This window comes from Roseomonas sp. CAU 1739 (assembly GCF_039839775.1).
Lineage (GTDB): Bacteria > Pseudomonadota > Alphaproteobacteria > Acetobacterales > Acetobacteraceae > Neoroseomonas.
Genome location: NZ_JBDOQQ010000027.1, coordinates 19,497 through 41,430, shown reverse-complemented (window position 1 = coordinate 41,430; position 21,934 = coordinate 19,497). Strand labels below are relative to the sequence as shown.

The 21,934-nt window shown below is 69.3% G+C and carries 22 protein-coding genes and 1 pseudogene; 10 read left to right on the top strand and 13 right to left on the bottom strand.

The window, feature by feature from the left end; all coding sequences use genetic code 11:
• Nucleotides 1–108 precede the first annotated feature (108 nt).
• Complete coding sequence (locus AAFN86_RS27420; RefSeq protein ID WP_347546803.1) at nucleotides 109–1,554, top strand: S8/S53 family peptidase; 1,446 nt, start codon at nucleotides 109–111, stop codon at nucleotides 1,552–1,554.
• Nucleotides 1,555–1,650: 96 nt separating this feature from the next.
• Here AAFN86_RS27420 and AAFN86_RS27415 read toward each other — a convergent pair whose 3' ends face one another.
• The 9 genes from AAFN86_RS27415 to AAFN86_RS27375 form a co-directional block, all read right to left on the bottom strand.
• Nucleotides 1,651–2,046, bottom strand: a complete 396-nt coding sequence (locus AAFN86_RS27415) for a hypothetical protein (protein ID WP_347546802.1) — start codon at nucleotides 2,044–2,046, stop codon at nucleotides 1,651–1,653.
• A gap of 608 nt (nucleotides 2,047–2,654) precedes the next feature.
• On the bottom strand, nucleotides 2,655–3,467 hold the full coding sequence (locus tag AAFN86_RS27410) for an ABC transporter ATP-binding protein (RefSeq protein WP_347546801.1): 813 nt from the start codon (nucleotides 3,465–3,467) through the stop codon (nucleotides 2,655–2,657).
• On the bottom strand, nucleotides 3,464–4,237 hold the full coding sequence (locus tag AAFN86_RS27405; RefSeq protein ID WP_347546800.1) for an ABC transporter permease: 774 nt from the start codon (nucleotides 4,235–4,237) through the stop codon (nucleotides 3,464–3,466). Before AAFN86_RS27405 ends, AAFN86_RS27410 begins: the two co-directional genes overlap by 4 nt.
• A 1-nt stretch (nucleotide 4,238) precedes the next feature.
• Entirely contained in the window at nucleotides 4,239–5,189 is a 951-nt protein-coding gene (locus tag AAFN86_RS27400; RefSeq protein ID WP_347546799.1) for an ABC transporter substrate-binding protein, read from the bottom strand.
• 627 nt (nucleotides 5,190–5,816) lie between these two features.
• Entirely contained in the window at nucleotides 5,817–7,421 is a 1,605-nt protein-coding gene (locus AAFN86_RS27395) for an AMP-binding protein (RefSeq protein WP_347546798.1), read from the bottom strand.
• Nucleotides 7,422–7,426: 5 nt separating this feature from the next.
• Complete coding sequence (locus tag AAFN86_RS27390; RefSeq protein ID WP_347546797.1) at nucleotides 7,427–7,759, bottom strand: DUF6285 domain-containing protein; 333 nt, start codon at nucleotides 7,757–7,759, stop codon at nucleotides 7,427–7,429.
• A complete protein-coding gene (locus AAFN86_RS27385; protein ID WP_347546796.1) occupies nucleotides 7,749–8,735 on the bottom strand; it encodes a phosphotransferase family protein in 987 nt (328 codons plus the stop codon). Before AAFN86_RS27385 ends, AAFN86_RS27390 begins: the two co-directional genes overlap by 11 nt.
• On the bottom strand, nucleotides 8,728–9,939 hold the full coding sequence (locus tag AAFN86_RS27380) for an acyl-CoA dehydrogenase family protein (RefSeq protein ID WP_347546795.1): 1,212 nt from the start codon (nucleotides 9,937–9,939) through the stop codon (nucleotides 8,728–8,730). The genes AAFN86_RS27385 and AAFN86_RS27380 overlap by 8 nt, the downstream gene beginning before the upstream one ends.
• A gap of 75 nt (nucleotides 9,940–10,014) precedes the next feature.
• Complete coding sequence (locus AAFN86_RS27375; protein WP_347546794.1) at nucleotides 10,015–10,782, bottom strand: SDR family oxidoreductase; 768 nt, start codon at nucleotides 10,780–10,782, stop codon at nucleotides 10,015–10,017.
• A 97-nt stretch (nucleotides 10,783–10,879) separates the two neighbouring features.
• On the opposite strand from AAFN86_RS27375, the gene AAFN86_RS27370 reads away from it, so the two are divergent.
• The 3 genes from AAFN86_RS27370 (at nucleotide 10,880) to AAFN86_RS27360 (ending at nucleotide 13,127) form a co-directional block, all read left to right on the top strand.
• Nucleotides 10,880–11,623: an SDR family oxidoreductase gene (locus AAFN86_RS27370; protein WP_347546793.1), complete on the top strand. Its 744-nt coding sequence runs from the start codon at nucleotides 10,880–10,882 to the stop codon at nucleotides 11,621–11,623.
• Between the two features lie 57 nt (nucleotides 11,624–11,680).
• Nucleotides 11,681–11,998, top strand: coding sequence for a cytochrome c (locus AAFN86_RS27365; RefSeq protein ID WP_347546792.1), 318 nt, complete (start codon nucleotides 11,681–11,683; stop codon nucleotides 11,996–11,998).
• 70 nt (nucleotides 11,999–12,068) lie between these two features.
• A complete protein-coding gene (locus AAFN86_RS27360; protein ID WP_347546791.1) occupies nucleotides 12,069–13,127 on the top strand; it encodes an NAD(P)-dependent oxidoreductase in 1,059 nt (352 codons plus the stop codon).
• A gap of 206 nt (nucleotides 13,128–13,333) precedes the next feature.
• On the opposite strand, the pseudogene AAFN86_RS27355 reads toward AAFN86_RS27360, so the two are convergent.
• A pseudogene (locus tag AAFN86_RS27355) lies at nucleotides 13,334–14,046 on the bottom strand (IS5 family transposase).
• A 117-nt stretch (nucleotides 14,047–14,163) separates the two neighbouring features.
• The gene (gene hemW / locus AAFN86_RS27350) at nucleotides 14,164–15,318 is read right to left on the bottom strand and encodes a radical SAM family heme chaperone HemW (protein WP_347546790.1); all 1,155 of its coding nucleotides are present in this window, start codon (nucleotides 15,316–15,318) and stop codon (nucleotides 14,164–14,166) included.
• A gap of 50 nt (nucleotides 15,319–15,368) precedes the next feature.
• On the opposite strand from hemW, the gene AAFN86_RS27345 reads away from it, so the two are divergent.
• From AAFN86_RS27345 to AAFN86_RS27330, 4 genes are all read left to right on the top strand, one after another.
• Nucleotides 15,369–15,761, top strand: coding sequence for an MAPEG family protein (locus AAFN86_RS27345; RefSeq protein ID WP_347546789.1), 393 nt, complete (start codon nucleotides 15,369–15,371; stop codon nucleotides 15,759–15,761).
• A gap of 10 nt (nucleotides 15,762–15,771) precedes the next feature.
• Nucleotides 15,772–16,251 carry a YbaK/EbsC family protein gene (locus AAFN86_RS27340; protein WP_347546788.1) on the top strand — a complete coding sequence of 160 codons (480 nt, stop codon included), beginning with the start codon at nucleotides 15,772–15,774 and terminating at the stop codon, nucleotides 16,249–16,251.
• Complete coding sequence (locus AAFN86_RS27335; RefSeq protein ID WP_347546787.1) at nucleotides 16,251–16,643, top strand: MAPEG family protein; 393 nt, start codon at nucleotides 16,251–16,253, stop codon at nucleotides 16,641–16,643. The genes AAFN86_RS27340 and AAFN86_RS27335 overlap by 1 nt, the downstream gene beginning before the upstream one ends.
• Nucleotides 16,644–16,710: 67 nt before the next feature.
• Entirely contained in the window at nucleotides 16,711–17,088 is a 378-nt protein-coding gene (locus tag AAFN86_RS27330) for a rhodanese-like domain-containing protein (protein ID WP_347546786.1), read from the top strand.
• Between the two features lie 34 nt (nucleotides 17,089–17,122).
• Here the strand turns inward: AAFN86_RS27330 and rlmN are convergent, their stop codons facing one another.
• Both rlmN and AAFN86_RS27320 read right to left on the bottom strand, forming a co-directional pair.
• Nucleotides 17,123–18,328, bottom strand: a complete 1,206-nt coding sequence (gene rlmN, locus AAFN86_RS27325) for a 23S rRNA (adenine(2503)-C(2))-methyltransferase RlmN (protein ID WP_408906636.1) — start codon at nucleotides 18,326–18,328, stop codon at nucleotides 17,123–17,125.
• Complete coding sequence (locus tag AAFN86_RS27320) at nucleotides 18,301–18,825, bottom strand: invasion associated locus B family protein (protein ID WP_347546785.1); 525 nt, start codon at nucleotides 18,823–18,825, stop codon at nucleotides 18,301–18,303. The genes rlmN and AAFN86_RS27320 overlap by 28 nt, the downstream gene beginning before the upstream one ends.
• 429 nt (nucleotides 18,826–19,254) lie before the next feature.
• Between AAFN86_RS27320 and AAFN86_RS27315 the strand changes: the two genes are divergently transcribed.
• The gene (locus AAFN86_RS27315; RefSeq protein WP_347546784.1) at nucleotides 19,255–20,496 is read left to right on the top strand and encodes a methyltransferase; all 1,242 of its coding nucleotides are present in this window, start codon (nucleotides 19,255–19,257) and stop codon (nucleotides 20,494–20,496) included.
• Nucleotides 20,497–20,890: 394 nt separating this feature from the next.
• Nucleotides 20,891–21,862, top strand: coding sequence for a tripartite tricarboxylate transporter substrate binding protein (locus AAFN86_RS27310; RefSeq protein ID WP_347546783.1), 972 nt, complete (start codon nucleotides 20,891–20,893; stop codon nucleotides 21,860–21,862).
• Nucleotides 21,863–21,934 lie beyond the last annotated feature (72 nt).

The following is a 21,934-nucleotide window of genomic DNA, read 5'->3' as shown; positions in this document are numbered from 1 at the left end:
ACCCCCGTTATCATGGCGCTGGTGAAACGAGGATGCTAGGCTTTTGCACGCGGTCGGCCCTGCGCCCGTCGCGTGCCGTGCCGCTCCATCCCGACGGAGGGCCTGACGATGCCGGACCACGACATGCCGAGGCTGGTGATGGTCGTGCCGAACTGGCGGGACCTCGACAATGCCTATGCGGATCGCGATCTCCGGGGCGTCGAGGAGGAACTCAAGCAGCGTCTGAATGATCGACTGATGACGACGCTGACGGATGGCGAGCGCGCGCTGGTGAGCGATTTCCGCGTGGACTACCTGGCCTCGAACGGGACTGTCCCGGTGGGGCTGACCATCGAGCCGGCGGCGCTGCGGCGGCGGCTCGTCTGCGGCATCGTCATGACGGGCGGCGAGAGCGCCGCGGAACTGCTCGCCGTCAATATCCGGCGCGCCTACGGCGACGAGGCCGCGATCGGCGCCGACCTGACGGTGCGCGCCGCCGCCGTCGTCGATATCGACCGTTTCTGGACCCATTGGTGCCCGGGCGAGGCGCCGTACGGCCTGTTCGGCAGGCGTGGCGCGGCGCTTCGTGCCATGGGGGCGACGGCACAGCATTTGGCGAATGCCGGATTGCCGGTGCCTGGGCCTTCGTCGCTGAGGGTGAACCTGGTGTCCGTCGATACCGGCCTGCCGATGTCGTTGATCCGGCCCATCGGCACCTTTCCGGGCTGGAACATCGAAGTGACCGATGCGTCGGGCACGACGGTCCGCCGGCCGGGCGATCCGCTCACCGGCCATGGCGCGATGGTGGCCAGCAATGCGCTGGCCTGCGCGCCGGGCGTCACGGTCCTGGATTGCCCGGTCATCCCGGACGGCATCATGAACCTCGACCTGTTTCTTGGCGTCCTCGTCGCCGCCATGCACAGGGTGACGGACGCGGTGGAATTGCTGAAGGGCGACGATATCCAGGAGGGACGGCCGCCGCGAAGCTGGGTGGTCTGCAACGCCTGGGGCGTCTTCGACCCTAGCCGCGAATCCTCGAGCGTCCCGTATTCCAGCGACCCCAATCATCCCCTGACGACCGCGTTCCGGGACCTGGCGCAACTGGACGTCGATATTGTCTTCGCCGCCGGCAATTGCGGGCAGTTCTGCCCGAATAATCGCTGCGGCCCTGATTTCATCGGCCCCGGCCGCAGCATCAACGGCGCCAACGCGATGCCCGAGGCGCTGACGGTGGGCGCGGTGCGCAGCGACGGGCTGTGGCTCGGCTATTCTAGCCAGGGGCCGGGGATCACGGGCCTCGCGCACGACAAGCCCGATCTGTGCGCGCCAAGCCAGTTCGAGAACGACGACGATGCGGGGTCGAACACCGGCACCTCGGCGGCCTGCGGCCTGGCCGCCGGCGCGGTGGCGCTGCTGCGTACGCGATGGCCGTCGGCGACGGTGGACCCCGCGACGCTCCGGGCCGTGCTGCGCGACACGGCCGTGCAACCCTATGGCCCGCAGGGATGGCAGGAACGCACCGGCCACGGCGTCATCAACGTCGCCGCGGCGGCGGCGGCGCTCAACGCGATCTGAGCGCATCCGGCCGGGCACGAACACGGAAAGCCCGGCCGCGATCGCGGCCGGGTTCCGTTCCTGTCGTGAGGCGTGATGCGGATCGCCCGCCACGGATCACCGAGCCGTAGCCGCCGGAACCTCCGTGTACACGACCTCGGCGCTTTCGCCGGAGCCCACATAGGTCGCGATCCGCCGGGTGGGCGCGCTGGCGCCGAGCGGCATCACGCTGAAGGCCGAGTGTGGCAGGTTCGCCGCCGCCGAGGTCGCCTCGAAATACGAGACCCCGCCGCTTTCGCCCTGGCCGACCCAGGCCGCGATGGACGGCGCCTTCAGGTCGGGCACGTTGCCGAGCGCGCTCCGTGCCCGCGGATCGCTCGGGGCGACGTAGGTGATCTCGGCGCTCTCGCCGCTGCCGATGAAGATCGCCACGCGATCCTGTGCCAGGACCGGCTGACCGAGGAGAGCACTCGCGAGAACGGCGGAGCGCATCGCAGTGTTGGTGAGCGTCATAGCCTGTCTCCTTGCTCGCCCGACGACCCTTCGCCGAAGCGGTGACAGGAAGATGCGCGGAGTGTGCAGGCAATTCGGTGCGAACGCGCACAGAAGGCTGTCTGTCGGGCATGGTGCGTCATCATTTGTGCGCAAGGCCACGCTTCCGCGCGCTCGAAGCACAGATGGCTTGGATCAGCGGCCGTTCACGCCCTCATACCAACGGCCGAATTCTTCGACCGTTGGTATCGGCTTCGGCGTGCCCTCGGACGCCAGGCGCAGACCTCCGGTTTGCTTGGCTTTCGCCGGACTACCTTCGCGGCCTCGGCACGAGTCAATGACTCGTGCCGTTGGTATCAGACGCAGACCCGCGACGGCGTACGGATCAACATCGTTGTCGAACGCCGCACCAGGTTCGTCGCGACAGGCGAATATGCGCTCGGTACCAATCGGCAAACGCCCGATCCCTCATCCCGTTTCTGCCTGTCGAAGACCGACCGCAGGGGTGGGCATTTGCCAAAGAACGGTGGGGGATTCGGGGGAGGTGTCCTCCCCGGTGCTTTCTTCTTGCCTCAGATCGCGTCTGCTCGACATTGGCCGGCCGCGCGCCGACCTTCTCCCGAATGGCCCTACGCCATCGCCGCCTTGCGGACTTCCTCGCGGATCTCACCCATCAGCCGGGCCTTGAGCGCGGCGAAGTCGGGCGTTGTCTTCATCGTCCAGTCGCGCGGATAGGGCAGGGGGACCGGTACATCCGCCTTGATGCGGCCGGGACGTGCAGACATCACCACGACGCGGTTGGCCAGGAAGATCGCCTCATCGATGTCATGGGTGACGAACAGCACGGTCTTGTGGCCGCCGGCGGCACCGGAATCGTCGCCTTCCTCCCAGATTTCAAGCAGCAATTCCTGCATCAGCTCGCGGGTCTGGTGATCCAGCGCGCCGAAGGGTTCGTCGAGCAGCAGGATCTCGGGATCGTTCGCCAGCGCGCGGGCCAGCGCGCAGCGCTGCTGCATGCCGCCCGAGAGCTGCCGCGGCCAGTGATTCCCGAAGCCGCGCAGGCCGGTGCGGGCGATGAAGCGCTCGGCGGTGGCGCGCTGCTCCGCCTCCGGCACGCCGCGTTCGGCGAGGCCGAAGCGGATGTTCTGTGAAACGGTCAGCCAGGGGAACAGCGTGTAGGACTGGAACACCATGCCCCGATCCGGGCCCGGCTCGGTGACGGTCACGCCATCGAGCGTGACGGTGCCGGCGGTCGGCCGGTCGAGCCCGGCGACGATGCGCAGCAGCGTGGACTTGCCGCAGCCCGATGGGCCGAGGATGGCAACGAACTCGCCCGGCGCGACGGCCAGGTCGGTCGGCTGCAGCGCCAGCGTCGGCCCGGCGCGTCCCCTGGCGGGGAAGCTGCGGGTGACCCCGGAGATGTGCAGCGTCTTCCGGCTCACAGCACCGCCCAGGGAAACAGCGCGCGGTTCAGCGCCTTGAACAGGAAATCCGTGACAAGCCCGATCAGCCCGATCACCACGATGCCGAAGATCATCTGCCCGGTATCGAGCAGCCGCTGGCTGTCCATGATCATGTGGCCGATGCCCGATGTCGCGCCGATCAGTTCCGCGACTATGACGTAAGTCCACGCCCAGCCGAGCACGAGGCGCAGCGTCTCCATCACCTGTGGTGCGGCCGATGGAATGATTACGCGCCGGACGATGCCGCGCGACCGCGCACCGAGCGTGTAGGCGGCCTCGACCAGGTCCATGCGCGTCGCACCGGCGATCAGCGCGACCATGATGACGACCTGGAAGAACGACCCGATGAAGATCACCGACAGCTTCTGCGCTTCGCCGACGCCCGCCCACAGGATCAGCAGCGGGATGAAGGCGGAGGCCGGCAGATAGCGCGCGAAGGAGACGAAGGGCTCGAAGAAGGCCTCGATGGGCTTGAAGGCGCCCATCATCAGCCCGAGCGGCACGCCCAGCGCCGCCGCGATCAGGAAGCCGCCGACCACGCGGACGATCGTGATGGCGATGTCGCCCGCGAAGCCGAATTCGGTCAGCAGCGACCAGCCGGCGCGCAGCGTCCGGTCCGGCGAGGCCAGGAACAGCGGCGGCACCCAGCCCGACCAGGTCGCCGCCCCCCAGATGGCGACGAACACCACGAAGAAACCGGCGCCCAGGACGATGCGGGCGCCGGTCGAGACTGGAACGAGCGGCTTCATCTCACCCGAGGAAGGATGTGTTCAGCAGCGGTGCCAGGTTCACGTCCTGGCGGATCACGCCGGTCTCGCGCTGCACGGTGTGCGCCTTCTGCATGAACTCCGGCAGGCCGCTGGCGACGTAGTCCTTGTTCTTCCCCTGGTCGAGCCATTCGATGAACTGCGCGCTGGCCTTGAACTGCTCGCCGGTCTGGTTGACGCGGCGACCCATGATCTCGAAGGACCGGTCGGGCTCGTTGGCGATCATCGACAGCGCGTCGAACCAGGATGTCACCACGCGGCGCACCGCTTCGGGGTTCGCCTGGATGAAGGCGGGCTGGAAGGCGAGGGTATCGACCACGCAGGGATAGTCGAGCGTCGTGGCCAGGATCTTGCCCTTGTCCGCACCCATGCCGCGCACCTGCGACAGATAGGGCTCGTAGGTCGAGCAGCCATCGAACTGGCCGGCGACGAAGGCCTGCGCGGCGGGCTGCGGGGCGAGCGTGGCGGCGGTGATGTCGCGGATCGACATGCCGTTCTCGCGCATCATGTAGGCGAGCACGAAATAGGGCGTGGTGCCGGCGCCATCCACGGCGAGCGTCTTGCCCTTCAGGTCGGCCCAGGAATTGATCGCCGGGCGCACCGCGACGCCGTCGCCGCCGCGCGAGCGATCCAGCACCAGCACCTGCACCAGCGGTGCGGCGGACGCCCACAGGATCATGGTGTCGACCGTCGTGACGACGCAGTTCAGCGCGCCGGCGACGAGTGCGAGGTTGCGCTCGCGCTGCGGGACGAACTTCGTCTCCACCTCGATGCCGTTGGCGCGGAACAGCCCGGCCTGTTCTGCGAGCGTCAGCGGCGCGAAGCCGGTCCAGCCCGACATGCCGATGGTGATCTTGGGCAGGGTCTGGGCGCGCAGGGCGGCCGGGGCGGCCAGCAGGCCGGCGGCGGCGCCGAGGAGGAGGCGGCGGTCCATGTCACATGCTCCGTGCGGAAGGGCAGATGATCGTATCCATCGGAGCGGTCATCCGGTGCAAGCGTCACGAAGGCGCGACCGGTCGCGGCTGCACCGGCTTTGCCCGCCGGCACGGCACGGGATGCGCGAAACATGGGCTTGCCTTGGTGTCGCGGCCGGTATTAGGCTGCTCCCCATGGTTGCGAACCGTCTCCCGACCGCTCGATTTTGGTACCGCTGGTATATTCCAGCGGCCTAGGGACCAGTCACGCGACCGAGTTTCCCCGAAAGCCGCCAAAGCCCTGGCGGCTTTCGCGTTTCGGGACCTTCGACATCCCGCTTCCTGCAAGACACCAGGTGCAAGGCGGCCCCATCTTCAGGAGGCCATCATGCAGCGCACCGAATACGATTTCGACGTCATCTCCGGCCCGTCCGGCCCGCCGCGACCGCCCGCACCCAAGCCGCAGCCGGCACCGCAGACGCCCGGCAAATAGTCATACCTACCGTCGAATTCTTCGACCGTTGGTATTGGGCTTCGGCGTGCCCTCAGACGGCGGGCGCAAACCTCCGGTTTGCTTGGCTTTGGCCGGACTGCCGGCGGGCCGCCTTCGCGGCCTCGGTACGAGTCCATGACTCGTGCCGTTGGTATCAGTCCCCGCGCAGGGTCCGGCGCAGTTCGAATTTCTGGATCTTGCCGGTGGCGGTCTTGGGCAGCGGGCCGAAGGTGACGTGCCGCGGCGCCTTGAAATGCGCGAGATGCGCGCGGCAATGCGCGATGATCTCGGCCGGCGTCGCGATCGCACCGGGCCTGAGCGTGACGAAGGCGTGCGGCACTTCCCCCCATTTCGGGTCGGGGTGGGCGACGACGGCGGCTTCCATCACGTCGGGGTGGCGGTACAGCGCCTCCTCGACCTCAAGGCTGCTGATGTTCTCCCCGCCCGAGATTACGATGTCCTTGGCGCGGTCTTTCACCTCGATGTAGCCATCGGGGTGCAGTACGCCGAGGTCGCCGGTGCGGAACCAGCCATCGACGAAGGCGGCTTCATTGGCGCGCGGATTGCGCAGATAGCCCTTCATCACCGTATTGCCGCGCAGCGCGATCTCGCCGAGCGTCACGCCGTCGGCGAGCACGCGCGCGCCGGTGTCGGTGTCGATCACGGCGGCGTCTTCCAGCGTCGGCAGCGGGACGCCCTGTCGCGCCATGAAGGCCGCTTTTTCGGGCAGCGCAAGATTCGCCAGTGCCGGCTGCCAGGCGCACAGCAGCGACGGCCCGTAGCATTCCGTCAGGCCATACAGATGCGTGACGTCGAAGCCGAGCTGCTCCATCGCCGCGATGACGGGTGAGGGTGGCGCGGCCCCGCCGGTCGCGATGCCGACGCGCTGCGGGAAGCTGCGGCGCTGATCCTGCGGCGCATGGATCAGCATGGTCAGCACCACCGGCGCGGCACACAGGTGGGTGACGCCGTGCTCGGCGATCAGCGCGAAGATGCGCGCGGGTTCGACGCGGCGCAGGCAGACATGCGTGCCGCCCTGCAACGTCACGGCCCAGGTATAGGTCCAGCCATTGCAGTGGAACATCGGCAGCGTCCACAGATAGACGCTGTGCGGCGACAGGCCGAAGGCCAGCGCATTGCCACAGGCGTTCAGATACGCGCCGCGATGATGCACCACGACACCCTTCGGATCGCCCGTGGTGCCCGAGGTGTAGGACAAGGAGATCGCCGCCCATTCATCGCCCGGCGGTTCCACGGGAAACGCGGCATCGCCGGTGGCGAGGAATTCCTCATAGGGCGTCGCGTCGATCGCGGCACCTTCGATGTCGTCGTCGACGACGACGACGCGCGGCGGGTTCGCCACACCGTCCAGCGCGGCGGCCGCTACCGCGGCGAATTCGCGGTCCAGCAGCAGCACCTTCGTGCCCGAATGACCGAGGATGAAGCGCACCGTCGGCGCATCGAGCCGCGTGTTGATCGGGCACAGCACCGCATGCGCCATGGGAACGCCCATATGCGCCTCGAGCATCGGCGGGGTGTTCGGCAGCAAGGCCGCGACGACCTCGCCAGGTGCGACCCCCGCGCGCCGCAGCGCGGAGGCAAGACGCCGGCTGCGTTCGGCATACTCGGCATAGGTGATGCGCCGCGCGCCATGGATGATGGCGGTGCGTTGCGGCCAGATGCGCGCCGCGCGCGCCAGGAAGGATACGGGCGAGAGCGGGACATGATTCGCCCGCGTCTGCGGCAGGTCGTCATCCATGGCGGTCATCCGAGGGCGCGTGGGGCGCTGACGACGCAGCGCGCGCGGGTGATCTCGTCCAGCAGTGCGGCGGCTTCGGCATGGTGCGATGTGCCAGGGTCGAAGCGGCCCTCGCGGATGGCGGCGGCGAATGCGGCCGGGTCGCCCGGCATGCGCGCCAGCGCGGCGGCTTCCCAGGCGCCGTCCTGCGCGGCGGCGCGGGCGGCGATCGCCATGGCGTTGGCCACCATGCGCGCGGCAAACGCCTTGTCGGGCGGCAAGGCGGGCAACAGGTCCTTCAGCAGCACGTCGCGCGCCGTGGCAAGCAGGTCGGCCGCCTGCGGTTGCTCATGCAGCATCGCGGGCCTCCACCATCCGCAGGATCTCCCATTCCAGCCCTGGGACCATGTGTCCCGTCAGCGCCAGTTCCAGGTTGCGCTCGATGCCGGAAATATGGCGTTCGGTCTGGTCCACGGCGATCGACGCCCAGCGGATATGGGCCGCGACTTCCCACCAGCGCACGCGGGCGTCGTCCACCGCGCCATAGCCTTCATACAGCGCGGCGCGCGGACCGATGCCGCCGGCCTCCTGTGCGTCGTTGCCGAAGCGCCAGCATTTCGCGCAGAGCCAGCCGAGATCGGCATGCGGGTCGGACCACACCGAGAATTCCCAGTCGAGCACGGCCGTCACGCCGGCCTCGTCCAGCATGAGGTTGCCGGTGCGGAAGTCATTGTGGACCAGCACGGGCGGCACCGGCGGCGGGGCGGTGCGTTCCAGGTGACGCAGGCCCCATTCCAGCACCGGGCGCGGCACCCGCTGGCGATCGAGCGCGGCGCGCTGGTCCGCGATGAAGGCGGCGCAGGGATCGGCCGGGGCATCGCCGAGGAAGGCAAGATCGGCGCGCGGTGGCGTGATGGTGTGGATGCGCGCAAGTTCGCGGCCCAGCGCCCGCACGCAGGCCTCGCGCCCCCCGCCGAGCGTGTCGGACCGCACCAGGCGATGCGCGGCCGCCGTGCCGGCGACGCGCCGCATGACGAAGAAGGGCGCACCCATCACGCTCGCGTCCTCGCACAGGAACAGCGGTTCCGGCACGCTCACGCCGGCCGCGAAGGCGGCACGCAGCAAGGCATATTCCTGCGCGCGGCCATGCGACACCGCCAGCGTCGCGGCATTGTCCGTCCGCAGAACCCAGGCGCGCCCGCCATTCACGTCCAGCGCCCAGTTCTGCTGGATGGCGCCGCCCGACAGCAACGACGCGCCCTCGATCATCAGGGACGCATCGCCGGCGGCTTCGCGCAGCCAATCGGTCAGCCGTGCGCGGCGGGCCTCATCCACGTCCGGTCTCGCCCCAGCGGAAGAAGCCGTCGCCTTCGGCGCGCAGCATCCCCGCCAGCACCATGCGATGCACTTCCGACGCGCCATCGACCAGCCGCGCCTGGCGGGCGTAGCGGTAGATCCACTCGATGACGGTGTCCTTCGAATAGCCCCGCGCGCCGAGCAGCTGCAGAGCCGTGTCCACCGACTTCTGCAGCGCGTCGGCCACGACGATCTTGGCCATCGACACCTCCTTCCGCGCGAAGGATCCCTGGTCCAGCGCCCAGGCGGCGCGCATGGTCAGCATGCGGCCGATCTCGATCTCCATCGCCGCCTGGCCGACCAGGCCCTGCACGCTCTCGCGGTCGATCAGCTTCATGCCGAAGGAATCGCGTTGCTTGATGCGCTCCATCGCGATCTCCAGCGATCGCCGCGCAAGGCCCGTCCAACGCATGCAGTGCGTCAGCCGCGCGACGCCCAGGCGCCACTGGGTCAGCTTCAACCCGTCGCCGACGTTCAGCAGGCGCTGCTCGTCGGGAATCTCCATCCCGTCGAAGGACAATTCGCAATGCCCGCCATGTTCCTCCGGCCCCATGATCGGGATGCGGCGGACGATCTCCCAGCCGGGCGTGTCGGCATCGAACAGGAAGGCGGACAGGCCCTTGCGCTCGTCGTCCGAGGTGCGCGCGATGATGATGAAGATCTTCGCATTGCCAGCGCCGGTGATGAAGTGCTTGCGCCCGGCGATGCGCCAGCGGTCGTTGCCGACGCGCTCCGCCTTCGTATAGGTCAGGTTGGGATCGGACCCGCAGCCATCCGGTTCCGTCATCGCGAAAGCCGATTGCACGGCGCCATCGACGATCGGCTGCAACCAGCGCGGCTTCATTGCCTCGGGCAGCACCCGGTCGAGGATCATCATGTTGCCGTCATCGGGGGCGGCGGAATTGAACACCACGGGTCCGAAGATCGACCGGTTCATTTCCTCGTAGCAGGCGGCCATGCCGATGCGCGGCAGTTCCATCCCGCCCAGGCGCCTGGGCATCTGCAACGCCCACAGCCCATCCGCCTTGGCGGCGCGGCGCATGTCGGCCAGCACATGCGGCGCGATGTTGTCGTGCTCGTCGTAGTTGGCGCGGTCGGATTCCAGCGGGATGAGTTTCTCATCGACGAAGCGACGGATACGCAGGCGGATCGCCTCGATGTCCGGGGGCAGCACGAAATCCATGGCGCGTCGTCCTAAAGCCTGATGGTCGCAGGCGCGAAGGCGCCGGAGAGCTGAATCAGGCGATTGAGCAAGAGTCTACAGCGGGTTGACCGAATGGCCGCCATCCACCGTGATCGTGGCGCCCGTCATATGCGCGCCGGCGGCGGAGGCAAGAAGCAGCAGCGGCCCGGTCAGGTCATCCGGAGACCCAAGTCGCCGCTGCGGAATGCGCTTGATCATCGCCTGGCCGGGTTCGGAGGCGAAGTAGTCGCGGTTGATGTCGGTGGCGACATAGCCCGGCGCGATGGCGTTCACCCGCACGCCGAAGCGCGCCAGCTCCACCGCCATATGCCGCGTCAGATGCAGCAGCCCGGCCTTGGCGGCGGTGTATCCCGCCACGCCCGGGATGATGCGTTCACCGAGCACGGACGCGATGTTGATGATCGACCCCGGCTGCTTCGCCGCCGCCAGGCGGCGCGCGCCTTCCTGCCCGACCAGGAAGCAGCCGCGCAGGTTGACGTCGAGGACCGCGTCCCAGTCCTCGATCCCTTGTTGCAGGAAGGGCTTGGTCACCGCGATGCCGGCATTGTTCACGATCACGTCGCAGGGCCCGCCCAGCGCAGCCTCGGCCGCGTCGAAGGCGGCGGGCACCGAGGCCGCATCGGTGACGTCGAGCGGCACGCAGACCGCCCCGGCGCCGAGTTCGGCGGCAAGGGCGGCCGTCGCATCCGCCCGCCGCGCGGCCAGCGCCACCAGCGCCCCGGCGCCATGCAGCACTCGCGCGAAATGCGCCCCCAGCACGCCGGAAGCCCCCGTCACGAAAGCCCGCCGGCCTTGCAGCCCGAACAGCCCGGCGATGTCCACGCCCGTCTCCTTCCCGCTATTGCGACCAGGGGTGCCACCCGTTGCGCCCGCCCGCAAGCCCCGCGATGCTGCTGCGCAGCATCAGGAGTTGGACCGCATGACCGCCAAGACAGTGCTGGTGACCGGCGCGCAGCAGGGGATCGGCGCCGCCGCCGCCCGGGCCTTCGCCGCCGCCGGCCATGACGTGGCGGTGAACTGGCTGGACGACCGCGCCGCGGCCGAAGCGATTGCCGCCGACATCGCTGCCGCCGGCCGCCGGGCCGTGCTGGTCCAGGGCGATGTCGGCACCGCCGCATCCTGCGCCGCGCTGGTGCAGGCCGCCATCGACGGGCTCGGCCATATCGACGTGCTGGTGAACAATGCCGGCATCTTCCCCCGCGTCGACTTCCTCGCGATGACCGAGGCGCAATGGGACGCCGTGCTGGACGTCAACCTCAAGGGCAGCGCCTTCTGCGCGCAGGCGGCGGCGCGGCACATGGTCGCGGCCGGGATCAAGGGCGTGATCCTGAACCTGTCGTCATCCTCGGTACGCGGTGCGGTGCTCGGGGTACATTATTCGGCGACCAAGACCGGCGTCATCGGCATCACGCGGTCGATGGCCCTGGCGCTGGCGCCGCATGGCATCCGGGTGAACGCGATCGCCCCGGGCCTGACCGACACGGCGCAGCCGCGCTACGGCAACACGGATGCGGAACTGGCCGAGATGGCGAAGGCCCTGCCGCTCGGGCGCATGGGCCGGCCGGAGGAGATCGCCGGTCTGATGACCTACCTGGCCTCGGAACCGGCGGCGTGGATCACCGGCCAAGTCTACCACATAAACGGCGGCGTGTACTTGGCCTGATCGCTGGTTTCGCAGGCCGCGGCGGGCCATGGTGCCGTCTGGAAAACGGAGGTTCCCATGCGTGGCCTTGCTGTCCTGATGCTCCTCGCAGGCGCGGTGATGCCGGCCCTCGCACAGACCGAGGCGGGGGATCCTGCCGCCGGGCTGCGCCTGGCCTCGGCATGGTGCGCCAATTGCCACCGCGTCGCGCCGGCCGGGCCGGGCCCTGCCAGCGACGGCGCGCCGGCCTTCGCCGCGGTCGCGCAGATGCCCTCCACCACCTCGATGGCGCTGCGCGCCTTTCTCCAGACGCCGCACCCATCCATGCCGGACTACCGGCTGTCGCGGGAGCAAATCGATGACGTGGTTGCCTATCTGCTGAGCCTGCGGCGCTGATCCGGCCGTCTGGCGCGACCCGGCAACCCGCGCTACCCAGGGCGGGTCGTCCAAACGGGGAAATCGCCAGGTGTCCGCATCCAACGCCCGCTTTCGCATCGGCTACCTGATCAAGGTGCCGCACCAGACCTTCCTCGATACCGCGGCGAAGGACCCTGCGCTCGAGGTGGTGCGCATGACGCTGGATGACGGCGTGGACGCGGCGCTCAAGCTGCTCGAGACCTGCCAGGGCTACTACGTCCGCGCCTCCCGCGACGAGCTGCCGAAGCCGATGCATGTGCATGACGAGCTGCTCGGCCGGCTGCCCAACCTGCTGATGGCGGCGTCCCAGGGCGCCGGCTACGACACCATCGAACCCGCCGCCTGCACCCGTGCCGGCGTACTGCTGGTCAACCAGGCCGGCGGCAATGCCGAGGCCGTGGCCGAGCACGCCGTCGGCATGATGCTCTCGCTGCTCAAGCGCTTCGGCGAATGCCACGCGGCGATGCGCGAGGGCCGCGCCCAGCGGCGCGAGGAATTCATGGGCCGCAACCTCTACGGCAAGACCATTGGCATCGTCGGCATCGGCAATGTCGGCACCCGCACCGCGGCCATCCTCAACGCCGCCTTCCATTGCCGCGTGCTTGCCTATGACCCCTATGTCGATGCGGCGACGGTTGCCGATCGCGGGGCGGAGAAGGTGGATGACCTCGCCACCATGCTGGCGCAGTGCGACATCGTCTCCCTGCATTGCCCGCTGACGCCGGAATCCCGCGCCATGTTGGCGGCCAACGCCTTTGCCGCGATGAAGCCGGGATCGGTGCTGGTGACGACCGCGCGCGGGTCGATCCACGACGAATCGGCGCTGGTCGCTGCGCTGAAGTCGGGCCACATCGCCGCCGCCGGGCTGGATGTGTGGGAACAGGAACCGCCGCCGGGCGACCATCCGCTGCTGTCGCTATCCAACGTGATCTGCACCCAGCACACCGCCGGCGTGACGCATGAAAGCCGGTCGATGATCACGCGCATCGCGGCGGAGGCGTTTTCCGACTTCGCGGCCGGGCGCTTCCCGCCGCGCATCATCAATCCGGCGGTGAAGGCGCGCGTGGCGGAACGGTACCAGGCCGCACTGGGGCGGACGATCGCGTGATTGGAGGGGCGTTGCCCCTCCAAGCCACCCCACCAGGGGCCAACGGGCCCCTGGACCGCGATCGTCTGGTGCCCTGCGCTGCGGGTCCGGCGCCATGATGCGGTGCCGGGGATCGTGCTGCATGTGGGCAGCGGGTCCATCGCGGCGGGGAACTGATCTCGCTCATTGTCCGGGCACGCACCCTCAGCTCTAGGTTCCGTGGACAGTTACCTGAGCCAAAGGCCGGTGGCGGCGATGGTGACGACGGCGAGGAAGTTGCGGGCGGTCTTTTCGTAGCGTGTGGCGACGCGGCGGAACTGCTTGAGCTTGGAGAAGCAGCATTCGATCAGGTGGCGTTCCTTGTAGAGCTGGCGGTCGAGCGGATGCTTCTTCGTGCGCGATGGATTGTTGGGGATGACGGCGACAGCGCCGGCCTGGGCGATGGCCTGGCGGAAGTGGTCGGCGTCGTAGGCGGCATCGGCCAGCACGGCGGCGGGCCGATCCTCGCCGAGCAGCGCTGCGGCCTGCGGCACATCGCCACGCTGACCGGCAGTGAGGATGATCCTGGCCGGACACCCCAGGCCGCGGACGGCGAGGTGGATCTTGGTGCTCAGACCGCCGCGGGATCGGCCAATGGCCTGATCCTCAGGCCCTTTTTTGCTCCCGCGGCGTGCTGATGCGCCCGCACGATGGTGCTGTCGATGATCAGGTATTCGAAGTCCGGGTCATCGGCCATCGCGGCGAAGATGCGGCGCCAGACGCCCTTGGCACTCCAACGGCTGAAGCGGCGGAAGGCGCTGTTCCAACTACCAAAGGCCTCCGGCAGGTCGCGCCAGGGCGAGCCGGTCCGCACGATCCACAGCACCGCCTCGACGAACATCCGGTTGTCGCGGCCCGAACTGCCGCGCGTCCTCTCATCGCCAATGATATGCGGCGCCATACGCGCCCACGCCGCGTCATCCAGGATCAACCGATCCAGCACGCCCATCCGCCGCCTCCAAAAGGCAGCTTTGAATCATGCTTCCATCAGCCAGGGAATCCCTAGAGTCCACACGACCTAGCGCAACAGCACGGGCAGCAGTGCATCCAGCCTGACGATGCCTTCCTCCGTCGCGCGCAGCCGCCCTTCGGGCGTCCAGGCCAGGTAATCCTCATCCAGCAGCGCGGCGAGCATCGCCGGGTCGATCGTCTGTTCGAAGGCCAGGCCGGAGCGCGCCGCGATGCGCACGGGGTCGATGCCTTCGGCAAGGCGCAGGCCCATCAGCAGAGCCTCCCGCGCACGGTCCTGCGGGGACAGCACCTCCTCCTCGACAGCCGCATGGCCGTCGCGCTCGACGCGGCTGGCCCATTCCTCGGGTGCGCGGTGCCGGCGTGTGGCGATCATCGCGCCATCGCTTAGAATCCGCTGATGGGCGCCGGCGCCGATGCCGAGGTAGTCGCCATAACGCCAATAGGCGAGGTTGTGCCGGCTCTCCGCCCCCGGCTTGGCATAGTTGCTGACCTCGTAGGGACGCAGGCCGAAACGGGCGGCTTCCTCGGCGGTCGCGAAGTACAGCCGGGCGGCGTCGTCGCCTTCCGGCAGGGTGAAGGCGCCGCGAGCGTGCAGGGTATGGAACTGCGTGCCCGGCTCGATGGTGAGTTGGTACAGCGAGAGGTGGTCGGCGGCGAGCGCCAGCGCCTGCCGCAACTCGCCGCGCCAGGAGGCCTCGTCCTGACCGGGGCGGGCATAGATCAGGTCGAAGGACAGGCGGGGGAAGATTCTGCGCGCGGCCTCCAGCGCGGCGATCGCCTGCGCGGTGTCGTGCTTGCGGCCGAGGAAGCGCAGCGCCGCCTCATCCAACGATTGCACGCCGAGGCTTGCGCGGTTCACGCCGGCCGCGCGGAAGGCGGCGAGACGGGTGATCTCGACGCTGGTCGGGTTGGCTTCCAGCGTGATCTCGATATCGGGGGCGGCGTCGAACAGCGCGCGGGCATCGGCGATCAGCGCGGCCACCGTGTCGGGGTCCATCAGCGATGGCGTGCCGCCGCCGAAGAAGATGCTGGCGAGCATGCGACGGCCGACCCGGGCGGCCTCATGCGCCAGTTCCCGCCGCAGCGCGTCGCGGAAACGGGCCTGGTCCACGCGGTCGCGGACATGCGAGTTGAAGTCGCAATAAGGACACTTGGCGGCGCAGAACGGCCAGTGGATGTATAGGGCGAGGGGTTCGGTCACGCCGGGGGATATGGCGTGCCGGGGCCTGTCTGTCGAACCGGGGGACCACAGTGCCGCGTATCACCGCCCTTTATGCCGGATTGCTTCTGGTGTTGTTCCTGGTGCTGACCGCCCGGGTCCTGGCGCGGCGCTTCAAGGCGCAAGTGGTGCTTGGCACCGGTGGCGACCGGATGTTGGAACGGGTGGCGCGGGTGCATGCCAATTGCGCCGAATATGTTCCGATCTTTCTCGCCACGCTGCTCGCCGCCGAATTGTGCGGCGCGCCCGCCATGGCGCTGCACGCGGCCGGGCTGGCGATGCTGGCCGGGCGCGTCGCGCATGCGGCCGGCATGTCGCGTGACCCCGACATCGTGCCGCTGCGGGCCGGCGGCATGATCCTGACGCTGACGGGCCTGGTCTTCGCGGCCGCCCTCGCCCTCGGCGGCGCGGCGGGGCTGTGGTAGCGGCCGGCGCATGAGCGCGTCCCTCCCCTCCGTCGAGCGCGTGCGCGCCGCCCTTGCCGCCGCCGGACATCCGGACACCATCGAGGTCTTCCCCGACGGCACGCGCAGCGCCGCGGATGCAGCCGCGGCGGTCGGTTGCGATGTCGCGCAGATCGCCAAGTCGATCGTCTTCCGGGCTGGGACGCGGGCGGTGCTGGTGATCGCGTCCGGCGCCAACCGAGTGGACATGGCCAAGATCGCTGTCGCCATTGGCCTGCCGGTCAGGCGCGCCGACGGGGTCTGGGTGCGCGACACGACCGGCTTCGCCATCGGTGGCGTCTCCCCGGTCGGGCACCTGGCGCCGCCCATCCTGCTGCTGGATCAGGACCTGCTGGCGCTGGACCAGGTCTGGGCCGCCGCCGGGTCGCCGATGCATGTGTTCCGATCGACGCCGGCCGAATTGCTGCGCATCACCGGTGCGGCGTCGGCCGATGTGAAGGAGGAAGCCTGATGCACGCCACCGCCCTGTGGGCGGCGCTGCATGCGCCGCTGTGCCTGTGGCTGTCGATGCGCATCGTGCCGCTGCGCCATGCGACGGGCATCGCCATCGGCACCGGCGGCCATCCGGCGCTGGAACGGGCGGTGCGTGCGCAGGCGAATTTCGCCGAATACGTTCCCTTCGCGCTGATCCTGCTGGCGCTGGCCGAAGCCGGCGGCACGCCGGGCTGGGCGGTGAACCTGATCGGCGCCGTGCTGCTGGCCGGGCGCGTCATCCATGGCTGGGGCATCACGCGGGACCCCGAGGATTTCCGCATCCGCGCGACGGGCATGGTGGCGACCTTCGCCGCCATCGCGCTGGGCGCCGTGGCCTGCCTGGTCGCCTCGCTCGGGCGTTGGGGGTAGCATCCGCACCAGTGGCTTCGCCGCCGCAATCCGCGACGCCGACCGGCCACCCACAGGAGAATCGCCCATGACCGTCACCGTCCAGCAGATGCTCGCCGCCGCCGAAGCCGTGGTGCCCCGCATCACCGCCGATGAGGCGAAAGGCCTGGTCGGTCGGCCGGACGTCGTCTTCCTGGATGTGCGGGAACCCAATGAGGTCGCCGCGTCGGGCAAGGTTCCGGGCGCGCTCGCCATCCCGCGCGGCCTGTTGGAATTCCGCGCCGACCCGGCCTCGCCGATGCATGACGCGAATTTCGACCGGGCGAAGACGATCGTCGCCTATTGCGCCTCAGGCGGCCGCTCGGCGCTGGTGCTCAAGACGTTGCACGACATGGGTTATGCGAATGTCCGCAATCTCGGCGGCTTCAAGGGCTGGGTGGATGCGGGCGGTGCGATCGAGAAGTGAGGCCGGCGGGGGAGTTTCGCCTCCCCCACCCATCTCAGGCGGCTGACGCCTTCTTGCGTTCGCTTTCCGTCTTCAACTGCCCGCACGCCGCCAGGATGTCCCGTCCGCGCGGCCGGCGGATCGGGCTGGCGTAGCCAGCATCGTTCAGGATCGCGGCGAAGCGCTGGATCGCCTCGGAGGTCGAGGTCTTGTAGGCGCTGCCCGGCCACGGGTTGAACGGGATCAGGTTCACCTTGGCCGGCATGCCGCGGATCAGGCGCACCAACTCGCGCGCCTCGGCCTCACTGTCGTTCACGCCGCGCAGCATGACGTATTCGAAGGTGATGCGCCGCGCATTGGACGCGCCGGGATAGCGGCGGCAGGCGGCGAGCAGTTCCTCGATCGGGTATTTGCGATTCAGCGGCACAATCTCGTCGCGCAACTCGTTCGTGACCGCATGCAGCGACACCGCGAGGCCGACGCCGAGTTCCGCCCCGCAGCGATCCATCATCGGCACGACGCCGCTCGTGCTCAGCGTGATGCGCCGGCGCGACAGCCCGATGCCCTCATGGTCCATCACGATCTTCAGCGCCTTGGCGACGTTCTCGTAATTGTAGAGCGGCTCGCCCATGCCCATGACGACGATATTGGACAGGTGCCGTGCCGTGCCATCCTTGGGCGAGGGCCATTCGCCATAGGAATCGCGCGCCGCCATGAACTGGCCGACGATCTCGGCCGCGCCGAGGTTACGCACCAGCTTCTGCGTGCCGGTGTGGCAGAATTTGCAGGACAGGGTGCAGCCGACCTGGGTGGAGATGCAGACCGCGCCGCGATCCTCATCCGCCGAGGGGATGTACACCGTCTCCACCCGCTGTTCGTCGCGGAAGGAGAACACCCATTTGCGGGTGGAATCGGCGCTGTCCTGCTGGGTCGCCACGCCCGGCCGGCCGACCACGAAGCGTTCCGCCAGCTTGCCCTGCATCGGCTTGGCGATGGTCGTCATCCTGCCGAAGTCGGTCTCGCCCTGGTGGTAGATCCAGTGCCAGATCTGCTTGGCGCGGAACGGCTTCTCACCGATCGCGGCCATCTCGGCGATCAGTTCGTCGCGCGACAGGCCGACCAGGTCGCGCCGCCCGTCGGGCAGCATGGCGGGCGGCGGCGCAAAGATCGCCGCCTTCGCCAGGATGCGTACGCGCTCGGCGTCTTCCAGCCCGTCAGTGGCGAGGACCGCGCTCATCGCCGCGGTGCTGTCGCCGGGCATTCCTGGCTGATCGCGTCGTAGGCGGCGGAAAAGCCGGTCAGGGTGAAGGTGTCGGTGGCATTGCCGCGCCCGCCGGCCCGCGGCCCGCGTGCCACGGCCTGGGACCCGTTGCGGAAGGCGGCGACAGCCGCGCGGCCATCCCGCGCGAAGGCCGAATTGCCGCCTGTGTAGAAGGGCAGCTGGGTCTGGCCGACCGTGACGGTGACCGCCGCGTTGCGCGGATAGGCATAGCCCGCCGACAGCGCCACCTGGTCACGCCCGCTGGATCGGTGCGCGACGGTCAGGATGACGCCCTCCCGCGACGGGTCGGTGCGGGATGCGCGGGTGAAGGCGTAGCAGACCTTCTGCCCGCCCTCCGTGTGGACGGCGGCGGTCCAGGACTGGAAATCGCCCAGGCGGCGTGGGGCCTGGGGCGTTGCCGCGCCACTGCGCTGCTGCGCGAGGGCGGGAACGACGGCCAGGGCGACCAGGGCCGGAACGAGAAGGAGCGTTCGCATGGGCCCTAGATACGAAGCCCGGCCCCCCGGGGCAACCACGGCGGCGATCCGCATCGCGCTGCCACCCTGCGCCTGCCCCCGGCGGGGGCGCGGCCCGCATGGCCCGGGGCGGTCCTGCGCCGAATGCAAGCGGGCGCTTTTTCGTTCGGGCGGCGCAGGCCGTCAGCCCTGCCGGGGTAGTGTCGTTGGGCGGCCGGGCTGGGGGGCGCACTGGTGCCGGTCCGGTTCGAGCGAAAGAGGCGCTCCGGCCGAGGCCTTGTCTCGCCGCCTTTTTTGATTGTCCGGCTAATGCCGGGCTGCCTGGCGACGTTCCAGTGCGGCTTGCCTTCGCCCCGGCCCCGGAACCGGGTCCAGACCCCATGTCTGACCGGGCATCTTCATCCGAGCGGGTGATTCCACCTCATCGTGATCTGCTCTAACAGGCGGCGCATGACCGACGCCGCCGACGCCGCCCTGGCCGCCCAATACGAAGCCTACCCCTATCCCCAGCGCGACCCGCGGGATGAGGCGAAGCGCCTGATCGTCGGCAGCCCGAGCCATCTGCGCGAAATCGACCACTGGATCTTCGGTGCCGGGCGTCCGGCAGCACGGCCGCTGAATGCATTGGTCGCCGGCGGTGGCTCGGGGGACGCGACGGTCATGCTGGCCCAGCAGATGGCCTCGGCCGGACGGGCCGGCAGCGTGACCTGGCTCGACCGATCGGCCGCCGCGCGCCAAGTGGTGGGCGCGAGGGTCGCGGCGCGGTCTCTCGGCAACGTGATGTTCGAGGAAGGCTCGATCCTCGACCTGGCGGGGAGCGGCCTGGGACCGTTCGACTACATCGATTGCTGCGGCGTGCTGCACCATCTGCCGGACCCCCTGGCGGGGCTGCGGGCGCTCGTGTCGGTGCTGGCGCCCGGCGGCGGGGTGGGGCTGATGGTCTATGCGCCGCATGGGCGCACCGGCGTCTACATGGTGCAGGAGGCGCTGCGGCTGCTCGCCCCGGCCGACCAGCCCCCGCGTGACCGGGTCGAGGTCGCCAAGCGGCTGTGGCGCCAACTGCCCGAGACCAACTGGCTGCGCCGCAACCCCTGGATCACCGACCACGTGAAGGGTGGCGACGCCGGCATCTACGACCTGCTGCTGAACCCGCGCGACGTCGCCTTCACCGTCCCAGACCTGGCCGCCCTGGTCGCCGCCGCGGGGCTCGAGATCCGCTGCATGGTCGAGCCCTTCCGCTACGACCCCGACAGCTTCCTGACCGACCCGCGGCTGCGCGAACGCACGGCTGTGCTGGACCCCGTGCAGCGCGCCGCCCTGGCCGAGGCAGCCGCGGGCAACATGGGCATCCACATCGCCTATTGCGTGCGTGCCGGCGAAACGCCGCCGGCGCCGGCCTGGACGGATCCGGAGTCGGTGCCGGTGCTGCGTGAACTGGACGGCGCGAAGCTCGCCGCGACGATTCCGGCCGATGGGGTGCTGCGCATCGCGTTCGACGGGCTGACCGCGCCGGTCGCGCTGCCGCGGCTGGCGCAGGCGATCCTGGCGCGCGTGGATGGGCAGCGCAGCATTGGCGCGATCGGCGACGCGCTGGCGGAGAAGGGCGTGTCGCGGGAGGCCTTCGCGAAGGATTTCGCGGCGGTGGCGCGGGCGATGGAGCGGGTGAACCGGATGTTGCTGGCGGCGCGGTAGCGTGCGCGGGCTTGGACTAAAGGTTGAAGGGGCGTTGCCCCTCCAAGCCACCCCACCAAAGGCCAGTGGGCCTTTGGAAACCGTCAATTGGCGTAGGGCATGACGGTCAGCATCAATGCCCGGATTTGGTCTTGCGCCAAGCGTGACCTTCGTCGTTGTGGCGAAGCCGCCCTCCAGGCATCAAGTCGAGGTTTCCAAAGGCCTTAAGCCTTTGGTGGGGGAGGTCCGGAGGGGGCAAAGCCCTCTCCGGTCCCACCGCCTCGCCGCGCTGTCCTGGCGCGACCGGGGCGGCGTTTCTCCGAAATCCCCGTCAAAGCCGCAACCAGCGGTTTCGCGGCGCCGCGGCGCTGTCATAGGCTCTCCTCCAAAGCCCACGAGGCAGGAGGAAACACGCATGATCACCCGTCGCGCCCTGGTCGGCGCCGCCGGCACCTTGCTGGCCGTCCCGTCCGTCCGCGCCCAGGGCGCCTGGCCCGACAAGCCGATCCGTTTCATCATCGGCGGTGCGGCCGGCGGCGTGTCGGACATCTTCCTGCGCATGATGGAGAACCGGCTGCGCGAGACGCTCGGCCAGCCCATCGTCATCGACCCGCGCCCCGGCGCCGGCGGCATGGTAGGGGCGGAGGTGACGGCACGATCGGCACCCGATGGTTACACCTACTACGTCAACCACATCGCCTCGCACGGCATCGGGCCGACGCTGTATCGCCGGCTGTCCTTCGACCCGCTGAAGGACCTGCCGGGGGTGGCGCGCATCGCCGCGATGCCGAACGTCATGATCGTCAAGGGCGACGGGCCGGTGAAGACGGTGCAGGAACTGGTGGCCTTCTGCCGCGCCAATCCGGGGCGGGCGAATTTCTCCTCGGCCGGATCGGGCACGTCGTCGCATCTGGGCGGGCTGCTGTTCGGCATGCGGATGGGGATCGACGTGACCCATGTGCCCTATCGGGGCACGGCGCCATCCATGGCCGCGGTGTTGAACGGGGAGGTGCTGTTCAACATCGACAACGCCCCGGTCTCCCGCCAGCAGGTGCTTGCGGGCATGCTGCGCGCTTTGGGTGTGTCCACCGCGCGGCGCGCCAGCACCATGCCGGAACTGCCGACGCTGATGGAACAGGGCGTGCCGGATTTCGATGTCGCTTCCTGGTATGGCGTCGCCATGCCGGCAGCGGTGCCGGTGGCGATCCGCGACCGGCTCGGCGCGGAGATCGTCGCCGCGTTGAACGACCCCGGCATCGCGCAGCGGCTGCGCGACTATGGTGCGGAGCCATGGCCGGCCGGGCCAGCGGCCTTCGACACCTTCATGCGGGAGGAGGTGGCGAAATGGGCGCCGGTGGTCCGGGCATCGGGGGCGCAGATCGATTGACCGCGATGGCCGCCTCCGGCGGTTTTGGCACCATCCGACGGCGGGCGAGGCCCATCCCGGCCAAGTGCCCTC